Source organism: Tsukamurella strandjordii (assembly GCF_039525985.1).
Taxonomy (GTDB): domain Bacteria; phylum Actinomycetota; class Actinomycetes; order Mycobacteriales; family Mycobacteriaceae; genus Tsukamurella; species Tsukamurella strandjordii.
Map to the genome: position 1 here is coordinate 83186 of NZ_BAAAII010000003.1, position 14777 is coordinate 97962.

Sequence of the window (14777 nt, forward strand, 5' to 3'; positions counted from 1 at the left end):
GGTCTGGGTTAGCTGAAGGGGCGCACCCCCTTGCCGGTGGTGGCTTCGGTGAGGCGGAAGGAGTCGCCGTCGGTGACGACGACGTGGGCGTGGTGCAGCAGTCGGTCAACGGTGGCTGTGGCGAGCGTTTTGGGCATGATTTCGTCGAAGCCGGAGGGGTGCAGGTTGCTGGAGACGGCGATCGCGCGGCGTTCGTAGGCGGCGTCGACGAGGCGGTAGAACCCTTCGGCGGCGTCTTCGGAGACCGGGAGCAGGCCGATGTCGTCGACGATGATCAGGTCGGAGCGGATGATCCGGGTGAGCGCTCGGGCGATGGAGTCGTCGGCGCGGTGCCGGCGGACCAGGGCGCCGAGGTCTTCGATGGTGAACCACGAGACGGCGAGCCCGGCTTCGACTGCCGTCTGCCCGAGAGCTTCGGTGAAGTGGGACTTGCCGGTGCCGGAAGGACCGCAGACGCAGAAACATTCACGCCTGCCGACCCACTCCAGGGTGCGCAGCGCATCTTGGGTAGCGCGGGGGATCGAGGACTTCGTTTCGTCCCAGTCGCCGAAGGTTTTGCCGGTGGGGAAACCAGCGCGTTTGCGTCGGGTGTGCAGGTTCGCCCGGTCCCGTCCGGCGGCCTCCTCAGCGAGCAAGACCCGGACGACTTCGGCGGGGTCCCAGCGCTGGGCTTTCGCGGTCGGGATGATGTCGGTCAACGAGCGGCGGATATGCGGCAGCTTGAGGCGTTTGGTCAGGTCGATCGCTTCGGCGAGAGGGTCGCCGTTAGTGCCGGTCACGGTGCGCAGGGGTGTGCTCATCAGGCGTTATCACTTTCATCGTCAGTAGCAGCAGAGATCGCTGGAGTCGGTGTCTGGCCGAAGGTGGACCAGGCGGCGGTGCCCGGTTGCAGGGTGTGGTTCTCACTGCGCCGCACCGGTTCTGCGTGCTCGTGAGCGGCTTGGTAGTCAAGGATCGAGATCAGATCGCGGTCCGAGAAGCGGCCGGTCATCGCCGCCGTTCCCAGCGCCCGGTCCACCGCGGCCGGCGAGTGCAGCTTGGCCAGGTCCACTGCCTCGGCCATCTTCGCCCTGATCCGGCGCACTCCCGCAGCTCCCGCTTCGACCAGCCAGGAATTTGCGCCCGGCCCCAGACTCAGAAACGCCAGCTCGGCGGCAGTGCGGGGCTTCGGCGTCCGATCAGCGGCGTCGCGGTCGGGGCGAGGTGGATAGTGGTCATCGTCGAGGACCGGAGACCCGGGCTGGCCCCGATGGTGCCGGGCCACTTCGACCGCGCCGTCATCGTTGTCGGCGGCGGTCACGATCAACTCATCACCGTGGAAACGTGCCCAAACGCGGGTGTCAATCAGCTTGTGGGGCACCGAATACCGCGCCCCCTCCACCGAGATCGTCGAGTCCCAGTTCACCCGTCGGGTGGTGCCGAACACCGCGGTGAACGGTGTCTTGGGCAGCGGGTGCAACCGGTGCGCCTCCTCCGCGAGCCGTTCAACCGGCCGCCGCCGGGTAGCGCTGTGAACGCGGTCGTTGACATCGGTGCAGAACTGCCGGCATGCCGCCTCGAGCTCACCGAAGGAGTGATACTGCTCGCGCAGATTCACCTCCTTCGGCAGCAGATCAGCTTTCGCGATCCGCACCGTCGCCTCCGACCCGCCTTTCGACTCCGGATCAGCCGGCAAGCACGTGCGCAGCGTCGTCCCGTAATGACGTGCCACCTCCACGATCTCCGGGTTGCGGACCGCGATGGAGGCGACGTGATCGATCGTCACGCTCTTCTCGTTGTCGGTGAGCACGTAAACCGGGACCCCGCCCAGGCGGCGGAACGTCGCATCCAAACACGCCGCGACCGTGGGCAGTGTCTTGTCCCAGATCGGGATCACCACCCGAAACCGCGACCACGCCAACCATGCGCAGAACAGCGTCGTCTTCCGCCCGGAAATTGTTGGCCCGTCACCGAAGTCGTACTGCAACCACAACCCCGGCTCGGTCACCCACGGCCGATACACCCGCCGCCGACCAGCCCGAAACTGCGCTTTCGCCTCCGCCACCGTCCGGCGCGTCGTGCGTTCACCGCCGGTGAACCCGAGCGCGGTAATCCGCTCGTGAACCACATCGGCGCGGACCTTGCCCTGTGAGCGGACCACCAACTCCTCGATCTTCGGCAGAAAGTCCTCGATCGCCCGCGCCCGATGCCGACGGCGGTCCGGCGGCTGCCCAGCAGCGCGCATCTTCACATACCGGGCCACCGTGTGGTGATCACACCCAGCGAGCTCCGCCGCCGCCCGATAACTACCCGTGAGGTCGTACGCCTCCAAAATTTCCATGATCTCCCTGCTCGATTTCACCCACCCAGCGTCGTCGCCGGGCAGCACTCACATCACAGGGGTGGGGAACTATCTGGCCGTCCCCGGGGAGAAATCATGGCCACAAAATGCGCCGTAAATGGCCGCCAGTGGGGAGCTTACGATGACCGCCGACAGCGACCGGCACCTTCGTCGCCAAGTCCGAGAACGTGATCCTGCTCGGCCCGCCCGGAATCGGGAAGACCCACCTCGCCATCGGACTCGGGGTGAAGGCCGCGCAGAACGGCTACTCGGTGCTCTTCGATACGGCGACGAACTGGATCGCACGGCTGACCGCCGCGCATCAGGCCGGCCGCCTCGAGGCCGACCTGAAGAAGATCCGCCGCTACAAGCTGATCATCGTCGACGAGTTGGGCTACATCCCTTTCGACCCGGACGCGGCGAACCTGTTCTTCCAGCTCGTCTCCACGCGTTACGAGCAGGGCTCGATCATGGTCACGAGCAACCTGCCGTTCGGCCGCTGGGGCGAGACCTTCTCCGACGACGTCGTCGCAGCAGCGATGATCGACCGGCTGGTGCACCACGCCGAGGTTCTCACCCTCTCCGGCGACAGCTACCGCACTCGATCCCGCCGCGAGCTCCTCGGCAAGGATCGCGACTAACTACCAGACAGCTGCTCAGTTTTCAGTCGTCGTTTGCTGCTCAGGATTCGCCCGGCGTTGACACATCGGGTCGGTGTAGACCGCCGCGGAGCCGTAGGTGGCCTGTAGGTGGTCTGCGACTTCGATTTGAAGCCGCGAGCGACCAGAATTGGCGATATAGCGAGCCATGCTGGTTGCAGCCTGATCGGCGGTCGCGTTCATGGCTCAGGTGATACACCAGCACTCCGACAAGTCCGGGTGGCGCAGTCAGGTTGGTGCAGCGAAAGAGGGTGGTGGTGCCCCGCGCGCCGGTCGCGGGGGGAGGTTGCGACGGCGCTGCGGGACGCCTGAAGGGCATGGGGGGATGCCCTCGGTGAATTATGCCCGCTGTCGCGTTGGCACCGGGATCGGGTGTACGTGGCGTATCGCGTTGGTGATGCGGGTGTCGAGCTCTGGGCTGGTGCGCACCGTTGGGTCGAACCGGCCGGCTTCGGCGGCGAGGAGTGCATCGAGGGCGCGGGCCCGGAGTTATGCTTCGTTCATACGAATTGGACGCACCAGCTCAGGGATCGGTTCCGTTCTCGGTTGCGTCGTCGAGGATGCGCAGTAGGTCCTCGAGGAGTGCTCCTGCTCGGGTGTCGAGGTCGTCGAGGACGTCATCGACGTGAGCGAGGGCTAGCTGAGCGCCGCGGCGGGCAGCGAGCCCGCGTTCCCAGCTGGTCGGGTCGAGCGGTGCTGGAGGTCCGACGATCGGTGTCGCTGGGATCGGTTCCGTGTGGGCGTGCTGACGTTGCGCGATCCGGCGGTGGGGCGCGGCCCCGTCGGTGAGGTGGGCGCGGAGCAGGTGGGAGACGACGGGAGCACTGAGGTGGAGGCTGGTGTCGAGCGGAGGCGCGCCCCAGCTGTCGAGCGGCGTGAACAGGGGCGCGGTGTCGGGCAGGGCCGGCACCATGGGTGTCGGGTCGCCGCGGAGCGCCACGGCGGCGATGCTCGGGCTGGGGACGTGGTGCTGGAGCGCACGGAGCGCCAGCCACTCCTCGAGGACCGTGGTCGGGGATACGCCGAGGCCGCGGAGCGCGGGATCGGTCGCGAAGGTCTCGCCGTCCGTGGTGACGTGCAGCTGGTCGGTGGTGTCGTCGACGTGGACCTGGCCCGCGGCGGTGCGAGCGATCGCGGTCGGCCGGATGCCGCTAGTGGCGAGGATCAGGAGCAGGGCGTCGCGGCGGACGAACAGGTTGGCCGGCCATCCCTCGATGGCGCGGGCGTCGGCCGCGGTGATGATGTCGGCCGCGATCGCGGTGAGCTGGCGGCGGCGGGCCGCGCGGGAGGAGTCGATGTGCTCGCGCACCGTCTCGGCGAGGCCGGGTGGACGGTGGCCGGCGCGGCGGTGCGCGCCGTTGATCACGGCGACCCGGCGCCGTTGCGTGCGGGGTGCTGCGGGGTTGGCGGCGATGAACCGGGCGAGCACGTCGGGGGACGCGGGAATCGAGTGCTCGTCGACGGCGGCGCACCAGTCGGCCCAGAGCGTCCAGGTGGCTCGATCGCGCACACCGAATCCGTCCACCGCAGGCGTAGTCATAGGCCGAGTTTCGTGACGGAATTGCCTACCAGGGGCGCATTTTCGCGGCGGTAGCGGATCACGGTGGCGACGTTGGTGTGGCCGGTCTGCGCCATCACTTCCTCGAAGGTGGCGCCGTTCCGCAGGGCCTGCGAGACGTGCCCAGAGCGGAGGCTGTGTGCGCCGAGCCGGGCGACGACCGCGGGGTCGACGTCGGCGCGCTGCGCGCGGCGCCGCACGATGGCGTGCACGGACGAGGCGGCCAGGGCCTGGTCGCCCACCAGGCCGTTGCGGCGGATCGACCGGAAGAACGGGCGGCGGGCCGCGACCCAGCAGCCGACGACCGCCTCGGGGTCGCTGCACACGTGCCCAGTCGCCTCCAGCGACGGTGCGGCGGTGAGCACGCGGATGACGCCGCGGCGGCCGTAGCGGTCGCTGGCGGCGACGACCTCGGCCCAGCGCACCGCGGCGCACACCGGGCACCGGAGCGGGTCTTCGGCGCGCGGCGCGGGATGCAGGCGCCCTTCGCCTTCCTGGTCGGTCTTCGACCGCGTCACGGTCACGTGCAGGCCGTCGGCGCGGTGCAGCTGCACGTCCGCTCCGGTGAGCGCGACCAGCTCGGAGCGACGGATGCTGGTCGCCAGGCCGACGAGCAGCAGGGCACTGTCACGGCGCTCGACGACCGCGTCGGCCCACCCGTAGACCTGCTCGCGCGCCGTGGTGACCAGGTCCATGATGTCGTCGGTGAGCAATGGCGCGCGCGGCACGCGCGGTCGTTCCCCCGCGCTGGCGTACTCGCGCTTGATCCCAGAGAGGGTCGCGCGTACCAGCGTGTGCCGGGTCGGAAGGTCGGTGATGCCGGCGCGGCGGTGCCGATCGGCGATCGCGCTGACCCACTTGCTCAGCGTCGACGGCGCGTACGCCCGCTCCCCCGCCTCGGTGAGGGTGTCCCGGGCGACGACGAGGTATGCGGCGATCGTCTCCGGCGCCGCGGGGAGCGCGCGGTAGCCGCTGTCCATGCACCAGTCCTCGAACCGGGTCCACGCGGCGTGGTACGCCCGGCTGGTGCCCGACGCCTGCGCGTGCTCGACGACCTCGGCCATGCGGGCGAGGATCTCCGGCGGCAGCGCGACCAGGCCGTCGTGGTCGATCAGGGTGTCACGTGACGCGAGGTCGCTCGACGGTTCGGTCACCGAGAACCGCCGCCGGGTTCCACCTCGGAGCGGGTGAGCCCGGACGCCGGGCACCGCAGGCGCCCGCGCGGCGCCGGCAGCGGGTGGTCGACGAACACCGGCTCATCCTCCCCGGGCCACACCGTCGTGGCCACGCTGGCGGAGCACCACGGGCACACCGTGGCTGCGTCGCGAGTGCCCACCTGCGCGTTCATGCCTACAGACGCTACCAAATAGGTTGTGACCTGCATAGTGTCTATTTTGTCTGCGGGAATAGAAATTCCCGCGTGCTATCGCATCAAAATACTGGGTAACCAGGAGAGCGGACGCACGGAACCTGGATTCCAGCTGCTGGCCCGGTCGCACTGAACTGGCATTGCGGGCGCGGGCCTGTCCGTGCTCAATACCGCAGGCGCGCAGGTCAGAGTCGTGCGCGCCGCGATCGACGCGTGTGCGAAGAAGGGACCGCCATCCGCAGGGCGGCCTGGTATGGCGCCGAGGGTGCGAAGCTACTGAACGGCCCAGGTCAGGCAGTCAAACATCCGCCCGGCGGCGCGGTGCTGCTACTTCTCGGACGTGATGCCCGACGGCAGCGGGTCCGTGGTGATGTTCTCGAGGAAGGTGGCGATGTCCACGGCCTTGAGCGCGGCGAAGGTCGATCGGGGATCGGCGCCGAACGCGGCCGGCGTGCCCTTGGGCTTGGTGTAGACGACCTCGACGACGCCACGGCTGGTGGAGACGGCGAAGGCCTCGATCCAGTGGTCCTTGGTCGCGATGCTCGTGTGCGTGGTGGTCGGATCGTGCGAGGACGCGCCGGCGCCGCCGCTGCGACTGAGCTCCTTGGGGTCGGCCGCGGGGCAGTTCTCGAGGTAGGCGCGGTAGGCCTGCAGGGCGGAGGAGGCGGCCGCGGTCGACGGGTAGGTCGATACGGACAGGAACGCGGCCCAGCCGCGTGTGTCACCGCTGGCGGTCAGGGGCGCGATGTAGGCCTTGCTGCCGGCGGTCACGCGCGGATCGAGCCGGCCGGCGTCCGGTACACCGTTGGGAGAGCATGCCGAGATCCCGTGCAGAACCTTCGCGGTGTAGGCATGTCCGAAGATCCGCTTGAACTGCGCGGTCTTCGCGAGCGGCAGGTCAGCGACCCTGATCACTCCGGGGTCGGTGATCGTTGTGCCGCTGGGCTCCTGAACCTTGAGCGTAGGTACCGCAGGGTTCGGCTCCGGGGCTGGGGTGGGGGTCGCGACGGCGTGCGCGCTGCTCGCGAGCGTGATCACGACAGCCGCCGCAGCGGCGAGGCTGATGGGGATCTTGGTCATGAACGAGCGGCCGGCGGCCTGTGATGCGTCGTCGTCAGCGATGGGCGCGATGTATGTGGGCACCTCGCAAGTTCAGCACTGCACCCCGCGCCGCTGCCACACTTGTCGCTGCAGGCGAAAGCCGCCCGCGATGCCGCTGTGCGATCGTGACGGACTCCGCGGGCTATCTTGCGGGGATGGGTTCGCCGTGATTCGCATCCCGCACCCACCCGGGGGGCACCGGACGCGCTGGGCTGCCGTCGTCGCTGCTGATGAACCGGCGCGACTTGCCGCCCAGCCATACGGTCACCATTTCGTTCGGAGCGGACCCTGGCCGCACGAAAGTTCGCCCGTCGGGGCCGATACACCGGATCTGCCGCTCGATCTCCTTCAGTGCTTCCTCCGCATCGCGTCGCACCTTCGCGCGCTTGGCCTCCAGCTGAAGACGCGCGGCGAAGTCCAGGCGGGGCGCGTCCATCACCAGTGCCCAGCCGTTATGCGCGGCCACCCAGATCTCGTGATCTCGACACGCCTCACGGATCTTCTCTACCGACAGGGCGGGGTAGAGCTGTCCGGTTGAATCGTCCAGCGCCGGTGAGTGAGTGATCATCGCCGCTACGTCCCAGCCGAATTGGCGATCCTCTTCGAACAGTGCGAGGACAGTTGCCAATGGGACGCCGGGGTGGTCGTGCACGTATGCGTGCAGCCGGTTGATGGTGGAACCGGCAGGTGGCTTCGTCTCCGCGACGATGAACCGGTCGAGCCCGTACCTGGTTAGCAGTTCGTTGCGGAAGCGCACCTGCAACTGGTCCGGTCCGTTGGCGTACCAAGCGTCGATGTCGATCCCACGGACGGCCTGTACACGCTCGAGGTCGAGCTGTAGGAAGCTCGAGATCTGTTCGTCCGGCATGGTGAAACGCCGCCGGCACTCCACGATCGCCAGCGCCTCCGCATCTCGCCGCGCTGCTGTCCATGCGTCCTCGATGAACCGAGCATCCCCTAGCGCCTGGACGGCGGCGATAGTCCCCGGTGTCTCTGCTGCCATGGCCTGATCGTACGGCTCAGTGATGCGAGATCGCCGGGTCCGCGCATCCAAACTTGACCACGATGCAGTGAACGCGCCGCGGGCCACCTTAACCGGCGGAATGTGCCAAGGTCCCCCTCATGACCAATCGCAAATACACCCTGCCCACTCTGACTGCTGTCCTCGTCGGCGCTTTGATCGCCGGATGCGACGGCCCCAACACCGGCGACGCGGCACCGAGCTCCGCCGCACCCTCGGTGCCGGCGGGTGCCACCCTGCACCCCGTCGACGCTCCGCTCTCCGCTCTCACCTCCGTCGGTGAGCATTGCTTCGGCAGCGTCGCTGACGCGCTGGCTGGGCGCCAGCGTGCCAGAGACGACATCGCGGACAGGAACGGCGCATTCGACGCAAAGGAGCGTGACCACGCCGCCAACCCGGCGAATCCGCTCCCCGCGTACGGCGAGCGGCGCCTGAAGCTCGCCGAGAGCACGCCGACCTGCTACAAGGTCACACCGCTGGACAGTACGGCCACGTTCGGCTGGTGACGCCCGGGGGCGCCGGTAGGGCTGCGGTGCCGGTGCCCCCTGCCAGATCGGATCCGGACACGGTGCATTCACCACGTCTGACCGCCTGTTTCGCACTGTAACATTTCCGGCTATGGCGATCGGGCCAGCGGTGATGATCGATCCGGACACATTCTCGATCTGGATCCAGGTCCGCGTGCGCGGCCGCGTGCACTGGCGTTCGCATCGGGGCGAGAGTGCGGAGAAGCCCGGCCCGCGCTGGCTTTCCGTGCGAGGTTGTCGGCGCTGACCTATGCGTGCATCTGCCTGCAGCAGCGCACTCAGATCAGCGCGAGGGCCAGGACAGCCAGCACCGCGATCGACTCGACACGCAGCAGATCAACGGCACGAGAAGCCCACCGGACGCTTCCGGTGTGCACGCTCAGAACAGCCATGCACATCACGACCATCGCGACGCCCGCCAGGCCAGCGACAGACGTCGCCAGCCACGCCGGCCGCTGCACCGCAGCAGAAGCGACGAGCGCTGGCGCGGACCGACTCGCGATCACCGCGACCTCGACGCCGAGTGGTGCCAGGGCAGCGAGCAGAATCACCACGAGGGCACGGAGGAAAGCCCGCGAATCGCCCATGCTGCCCGTCGCGCCGGCAGGCGCCTCCTCGAGCTCGTCCGCTTCGGCGATGTCGAGAACAGCGGTCGGCTCTCCCATCTAGACCGCCTCCGTAGCGAACGCCCGCACGGCCGGCCCGTGACCGGAAGCTGCTGCAGGGAGCGCGAGCGGCGAATCGCCGTTCCACCGGAAGACAGCCTCCGTCGTCTCGATCAGGTCGTCGTCGGCGGCAGGGTCTGGATCGCCGATGTACACCGGGGTCGGCGACGGCCCGGCAGTGTCGGTGAGCACGATCGCCGGCACATCCGCCGCCGCAGGAAGGTCATACCGCTGCCCGACGACGAACCGCCGCCCTTCCGACACCGCGGTCTCGATCACCTCACGTTGCTGCAAGCTCTCGAACGGCAGCCACTCCCCCGTCATCGTCAACAAGGTCAACTCCTGTGCGTGCGGTAGACCAGTGCGGCCGATCGAGACCGTCGCCGCCGCGACCAGGTGAACGGTGTCGTCGGCGGCGCGCAGCTCGAGCTCGTCGGCGAACTTGCTCTCCATTCGCCGCTGCAGGTCTTCGTCGAGAACGACCGGGACGCCCGGCAGATGCTTGAGCGTCAACAAGGTCTGGCCGAACTTGCCCATCTCGAGCTTCTTGACCTCGCCGATCAACACGATCAGCTGGGTCGTCTTTCCCTTCTGCTCGCGTGCGAACCGCCAAGCGTCCTGGCGGCGGGCCGCGATCTGCTGCTTGTGCTCGCTGTCCCACGGCTCGGGAAGCCAAACCCTGTCCCCCAGCGACCCGCTGCGTGTCTGCTTATCCATCGCGGCTCCGCGGACGTGCCAACTGATCGCGCGCCAACTGCGCTTGCCGGCCATCCCGGGCGACCACGACGTGAACTCGGCCTCGTCCCACAGCCAGCACAGCAACGAGCGCAGGCTCAGCTTCGCACCATCGGCGTGCACGACTTTCGATTCCTTCGTCGACGGTGCCGGCGGCCGGCCCCGTCCTGGTCGCCTCGACAGCGAGAAGTCCAGCTTGACGTTGACGGTTCCATCCTCGAGCACACGAATTGCATCGAGGACTCGGCCGATACCAGTGAGAGCCTCCGGCGCAGACCAGGACTGGCAACTCGGATCATGCCCGTCCCCTGATCCAGGCATCCGCTTGAGGATGAACCGTGATCCCACCCGAGCGATGTACAGCTCCGGGCGCTGCCTCGAGCACCCGCAGCGCGGGCGCTCGTGGAACGAATACGCTGCGCCCAGACGAGCTTGCAGTTCATCGTCGCTTGTGCCCTCGTCGAGCCAGACTCCACCGACGAGCACACCTCGTCTCCGCGTGATCGCGCTCATGGCGATCGCCTCCACGTATCCGTGGCGCCATCCGCCGAGCAGCAGCGCAACCACCCCTGCCCCAGAGTCAGCGATACGCTTCGCCCGACTCGGCGGTCGCATTTCCTCGCGCCCACCGCACCGACAATGACCATCGTCCGAGCGCTATCGAACTCCCCGAGCACCGTCACCTGAACTCGTCGACTCGGCTGATCCGACAGCAGAATCCAAGCCGCCTCGAAACGATCCCACTCTTCGGCTGCAAGTCCCGGGACGAGCATCGGATCCTGCATCCAACCCACGACATCTTGATCAGTCCAGAACGTCACTCCCTCGTCGGACTGCCCGACGACACCGAGCCACGGCGACGCGTCCTTGCCGATCCCTGGCAACGTTCGGACCCGCTCGTAGACAGCCCACGGCAACAACGTAGCCAGACGATCCCTTGCAGTGAGATCGTCTGTGACACCGGTCCCCAGCTCAGCGGTCACCAGCAGCTCCAGGGCCGCCCGGGTAGCGCACAGTTCCATTCGGTCCGGACCCGGAAGGTCCCGGCGGCGCGACAGGTGGCACGAACACTGGCGGAAGTGTGATCGCTCCGGGCTCACGTTCCATGCCCCGGGAACAGGGCTCATTCGTCGGATACACGACGCATCGTGAGAGCACCTCGACGTTCCCATCCGCAGGCGCGAGCATGACGGCCGACGCCGGCGACCACGTGACGCCGACCGTCATCTGAACCGCCAAAAGTGCAGGTAATACGAATCGGCGTGCGACTTTCATGCTCGTGCTCCTCGGTGTGGCTGCGACCCTTGCCGAGCGAACTCGGCACTTGGTCGAAGTATCAGACGACCACTGTCGCTGCCGCCACACTTGTTGCGCCGAGCACGAGCGGCGCGCGCTATTCAGATGTATAGCACTGCAATGCACTGCATCGCAGTGCGTTGCAGCAATCTAGAGTCCGTACCGAGTTAGGTACTCGTCGATAGCGTTCTCGACGAGCTGGTTCTTCGACACTCTCCGACCAAGAGCCGCGGGAATCGCGATTGCGCCTGCGTCGAGACGATCCAGGAGAGTTCGCGGGAGCCGGAACGAGGACGGAACCTTCGGCTCGGGCGCCGGCTCGTCCGACGCCGACGCCTGGCCCACCGAGCTGACGAGTCCCGAAGCGGAGACTCGAGGCGGCGTCGGCAAGTCCGGCGGCGCAAAGGCGCTCGAGGACTCTGCAGGTTCTGGACTGCTCAGGGCCTCAGCGGGGTGCGGGTCGTAGTGCTTGGTGACCTTCTTGCGTTCGATCGCCACGGGAACTCCTTCTACTTCGTGCGGATCAGGTCGAGTTCATTGGCCAGATCGGTGAACGCAATCTGGAGAGCGAGTGCACCGTCGCCACGGAAGTTGAAGACGGACTGGCCGGTACCGTGGGCATCGCCCCAGGCGGCGCGCTTCGGTGTGACCGTTCGTGCAACCAGGCCACCGTCAGGAAGGCTCCCGTACGATTCGCGGAGCTCGCTCTCGCGGAAGTCCTGCTCGCCGTTCTTCTCGCGCCGGGTGATGACGATGGCCTTGATCGCCAGCTTGCTATTGACCTGCTTCTGAATGAAGTGGGACGTCTTCACGATGTTCTCGATCCCTCGGACGCTGTCGATCATCGCCTCTGTAGCGAGGATCATTCCGTCCGCGTAGTACAGACCGTTGAGCAGCAGGCGCCCAAGGCTCGGCGGGCAGTCGATCAAGACGGCGTCGTACTCGCTGAGGTCTACGTTCTCGAATGCGGCGCGAAGGCGGAATGGGACGTCCTGTGCGCCATCGGTGTCGCGATTTGCCAAGCCCAGGTCGGCCGGCAGCAGGTCGATGCCCGGCCACGGCGTCGATACCTTGATGTCCAGAGCGGACCCCTCGACGTATTCCGCCAGGAGATCGCCCATCGTCGGCGTGTCTTCACCCACCTCGACACCGAGTCCCGTCGTGATATTTGCCTGTGGATCGAGGTCGATGAGCAGCGCGCGCCCGCCGGCATGTGAGATCGCAGCAGCCAGACCGAGGACGGTCGCAGACTTTCCGACGCCACCCTTCTGGTTCGCGACAGCGTAAACAGGAGGTGAGCTGGTCATATGCTTACCTTTCAGGTTAGTTGCATCGTATCCGATTGCAGTGGAGTCGGATGAAGTGAACTTCAGCGTGTTGCTACGTGTCGCATTGCGTTCCGATGCGGCGCGATACGACGCATCGCATAACAACTCGGTGCAGTGCGGTGGAGTGGAATGCAGTGCCACTCCGTGCAGCCCGTATCACTACGGTACGACACAATAGAGTCGGGTGCAACACTTCTCAGTGTATTGCAGTGCGATGCGGTGCAATGCACTGCGAAGCGGAGCGATGCGTGGCGGTGCGCTGCAGCACACTGCGGTGTAGTCGATAGCGTTGCGTCGTGTGTTCATGCACGTCAATGCGTAGTAGCGCATTCCAGCGGCATGAATAGAGTGAACTGCCGCTACCGCAGTGTAATGCAGTGTATTGCAGTGCAATGCACTAGAACGACGCTTCACCTCTCAGGCCCCCCGGTGCCGACGACCGCCCGGCGCGTGCATGGGGCGGCCCCGTGCGGGCCGCACTCCATGTCTGGGTCGCTGCGCTCCCGCACCCCCAACCCCCTGAAGGGGGCTGCGCGGCGACCGTGGCCGGGCCCGCAGGGTGGCTGGTGACCGTGGCTGGGTGATCGAGCGCGAATTGCGTTGGGGGAGCGCAACGCTTCTCAGCCTACCGTCGTGGGGGCCCGAGCCATCAAGCTCCGGCGCTGATCCGCCCCGCCCGTCCTCTGGTCGCTGCGCTCCCGCTGGCCGTGCGTCTCCGACCGATTTCAACCCGCACTCGCTGCGCTCGCTGAAATCGGCCTCCCGGCGGGCGCCTCCCGCTTGACGGCCCACCCTCACGCCGGTCGACCGAGCCGCGTCAGCGCCCCACCCCGACGGGGCGCCCTACCGAAAGGCCCACCATGACCGCCATCGACCTCGCCCAGTTCACCATCACCGACCACGACAGCCCCGTTATCCGCGCAGCCAAGCAGGGCTGCCTCGACGGCATCGCCCACGCCACCCAGATGCACACCGACGACCCCGCCGGCGGCGCCGCCCGGTTCCCGGCCTTCCTCTTCGAAGCCGCCGAGACCAGCCCCGCCCTCGCCGACCTCGTCGGCCACAACACCACCGTCTACACCGCCGGCTTCACCGCCTGGGGCATGCAGCAGTGGTGGAGCCTCACCGACCCGAGCTAGCACCACGGCCGCCCGGCACCGGCACGAGCCCACCCGGGCCGCCGGTGCCGACGACCGCCCGGCGCGTGCATGGGGCGGCCCCGTGCGGGCCGCACTCCATGTCTGGGTCGCTGCGCTCCCGCACCCCCAACCCCCTGAAGGGGGCTGCGCGGCGACCGTGGCCGGGCCCGCAAGGCGGCTGGTGACCGCGGCCGGGTCCTCGAGCGCGCGTCGCGAAGGGGAGCGCGCGACTCACCCAGCGTGACCGACAGGACCCCGACCGCCGCAAGGCACGCTCACCGCGAGCGCGACGAGCCCTCCAACGCCCGGCGGCTACGCCTTCCTGCCGGGCCCCGGAAAAACTCGCCGCGCCCGCGGTTCACTCTCCGGCCCTGCAGCGCCCACCCCGCCGGTCCCTCTGTGTGCGTCACCCGCCACCCCGGCAGGTCCACCGAAGGGAAACACCATGAGCTGCTGCATCGTTGACATCGAACACATCCGCGTCCTCGTTCAGGCCGGCCTCGACCAGATGGGCGTCCTCGCCTGGCCGGCCGATCAGCACAGCGAGAACATCCCCGGCAGCCCCGAGAACGGGATCCACCCGGGATGGCACGGCCTCATCTACCGCCAGCTCACCGACGCAAGCGCCGGCGCCGTCGGGCAGATGCTCGTCGACGCCAACGCCCGCGGCGTCAACGACCGATACAACGAGGACGAGCTCTACATCTACGACCACGCCCGGCCGACCCGCCGATCACGGAACGCGGTGGAGCTGCTCAAGGCCATCCGCGGCCTGATCTACCAATGCTGCGAGGCTGACGACTGGGAGACCTCCGAGGCCAAGAACTACCTCGACGTCCTCACCGCCAGGCTCATCAACGACCTGCCTGGATACGACGAGGCCGAATGGCTCATCGCCTCCTGACCCGACACGGGGCCACCCACCACGGTGGCCCCGTCGGCGTGCCTACCCCGAACACCGACCCCGAGCCCGATCGCACGCGAACAACGCCTTGGGGAGTGCATGGGGCGGCCCCGTGCGGGCCGCACTCCATGTCTGGGTCGCTGCGCTCCCGCACC

Annotated in this window: 15 protein-coding genes and 1 pseudogene; 4 read left to right on the forward strand and 12 right to left on the reverse strand. The window is 67.7% G+C overall.

Annotated elements, in window-relative coordinates; translation table 11 throughout:
• Positions 1-8: 8 nt before the first annotated feature.
• Both istB (ABD108_RS05850) and istA read right to left on the reverse strand, forming a co-directional pair.
• A complete protein-coding gene (gene istB / locus ABD108_RS05850; protein WP_343929764.1) occupies positions 9-800 on the reverse strand; it encodes an IS21-like element IS1415 family helper ATPase IstB in 792 nt (263 codons plus the stop codon).
• Positions 800-2341 carry an IS21 family transposase gene (gene istA, locus ABD108_RS05855; protein ID WP_343929773.1) on the reverse strand — a complete coding sequence of 514 codons (1542 nt, stop codon included), beginning with the start codon at positions 2339-2341 and terminating at the stop codon, positions 800-802. The genes istB (ABD108_RS05850) and istA overlap by 1 nt, the downstream gene beginning before the upstream one ends.
• Before the next feature lie 134 nt (positions 2342-2475).
• Between istA and istB (ABD108_RS05860) the strand changes: the two are divergent.
• Positions 2476-2961: pseudogene (gene istB / locus ABD108_RS05860) on the forward strand (IS21-like element helper ATPase IstB); the annotation flags it as partial.
• 15 nt (positions 2962-2976) lie between these two features.
• Here istB (ABD108_RS05860) and ABD108_RS05865 read toward each other — a convergent pair.
• From ABD108_RS05865 to ABD108_RS05890, 6 genes are all read right to left on the reverse strand, one after another.
• Complete coding sequence (locus ABD108_RS05865) at positions 2977-3162, reverse strand: hypothetical protein (protein ID WP_146489357.1); 186 nt, start codon at positions 3160-3162, stop codon at positions 2977-2979.
• Positions 3163-3502: 340 nt separating this feature from the next.
• A complete protein-coding gene (locus ABD108_RS05870; RefSeq protein ID WP_114514612.1) occupies positions 3503-4519 on the reverse strand; it encodes a recombinase in 1017 nt (338 codons plus the stop codon).
• Positions 4516-5691: a tyrosine-type recombinase/integrase gene (locus tag ABD108_RS05875; RefSeq protein ID WP_231706774.1), complete on the reverse strand. Its 1176-nt coding sequence runs from the start codon at positions 5689-5691 to the stop codon at positions 4516-4518. The genes ABD108_RS05870 and ABD108_RS05875 overlap by 4 nt, the downstream gene beginning before the upstream one ends.
• On the reverse strand, positions 5688-5885 hold the full coding sequence (locus ABD108_RS05880) for a hypothetical protein (RefSeq protein ID WP_114514613.1): 198 nt from the start codon (positions 5883-5885) through the stop codon (positions 5688-5690). Before ABD108_RS05880 ends, ABD108_RS05875 begins: the two co-directional genes overlap by 4 nt.
• 348 nt (positions 5886-6233) lie before the next feature.
• On the reverse strand, positions 6234-7049 hold the full coding sequence (locus tag ABD108_RS05885) for a hypothetical protein (protein WP_343929765.1): 816 nt from the start codon (positions 7047-7049) through the stop codon (positions 6234-6236).
• A gap of 100 nt (positions 7050-7149) precedes the next feature.
• Positions 7150-8010 (reverse strand): hypothetical protein, encoded by an 861-nt coding sequence (locus tag ABD108_RS05890; protein WP_343929766.1) that lies wholly within the window; start codon positions 8008-8010, stop codon positions 7150-7152.
• 119 nt (positions 8011-8129) lie between these two features.
• Here ABD108_RS05890 and ABD108_RS05895 point away from each other — a divergent pair, with 119 nt between their 5' ends.
• A complete protein-coding gene (locus ABD108_RS05895; RefSeq protein WP_343929767.1) occupies positions 8130-8534 on the forward strand; it encodes a hypothetical protein in 405 nt (134 codons plus the stop codon).
• A 299-nt stretch (positions 8535-8833) separates the two neighbouring features.
• Here the strand turns inward: ABD108_RS05895 and ABD108_RS05900 are convergent, their stop codons facing one another.
• The 4 genes from ABD108_RS05900 to ABD108_RS05915 form a co-directional block, all read right to left on the reverse strand.
• Positions 8834-9220, reverse strand: coding sequence for a hypothetical protein (locus ABD108_RS05900; RefSeq protein ID WP_343929768.1), 387 nt, complete (start codon positions 9218-9220; stop codon positions 8834-8836).
• On the reverse strand, positions 9221-10522 hold the full coding sequence (locus tag ABD108_RS05905) for a DUF1173 family protein (protein WP_343929769.1): 1302 nt from the start codon (positions 10520-10522) through the stop codon (positions 9221-9223).
• An 879-nt stretch (positions 10523-11401) separates the two neighbouring features.
• On the reverse strand, positions 11402-11749 hold the full coding sequence (locus ABD108_RS05910) for a hypothetical protein (RefSeq protein ID WP_343929770.1): 348 nt from the start codon (positions 11747-11749) through the stop codon (positions 11402-11404).
• An 11-nt stretch (positions 11750-11760) separates the two neighbouring features.
• A complete protein-coding gene (locus tag ABD108_RS05915) occupies positions 11761-12558 on the reverse strand; it encodes a ParA family protein (RefSeq protein WP_343929774.1) in 798 nt (265 codons plus the stop codon).
• An 881-nt stretch (positions 12559-13439) separates the two neighbouring features.
• On the opposite strand from ABD108_RS05915, the gene ABD108_RS05920 reads away from it, so the two are divergent.
• Together ABD108_RS05920 and ABD108_RS05925 are read left to right on the forward strand one after the other, a co-directional pair.
• Positions 13440-13718 (forward strand): hypothetical protein, encoded by a 279-nt coding sequence (locus ABD108_RS05920; RefSeq protein ID WP_343929771.1) that lies wholly within the window; start codon positions 13440-13442, stop codon positions 13716-13718.
• 445 nt (positions 13719-14163) lie between these two features.
• Positions 14164-14622 carry a hypothetical protein gene (locus tag ABD108_RS05925; RefSeq protein WP_343929772.1) on the forward strand — a complete coding sequence of 153 codons (459 nt, stop codon included), beginning with the start codon at positions 14164-14166 and terminating at the stop codon, positions 14620-14622.
• Positions 14623-14777 lie beyond the last annotated feature (155 nt).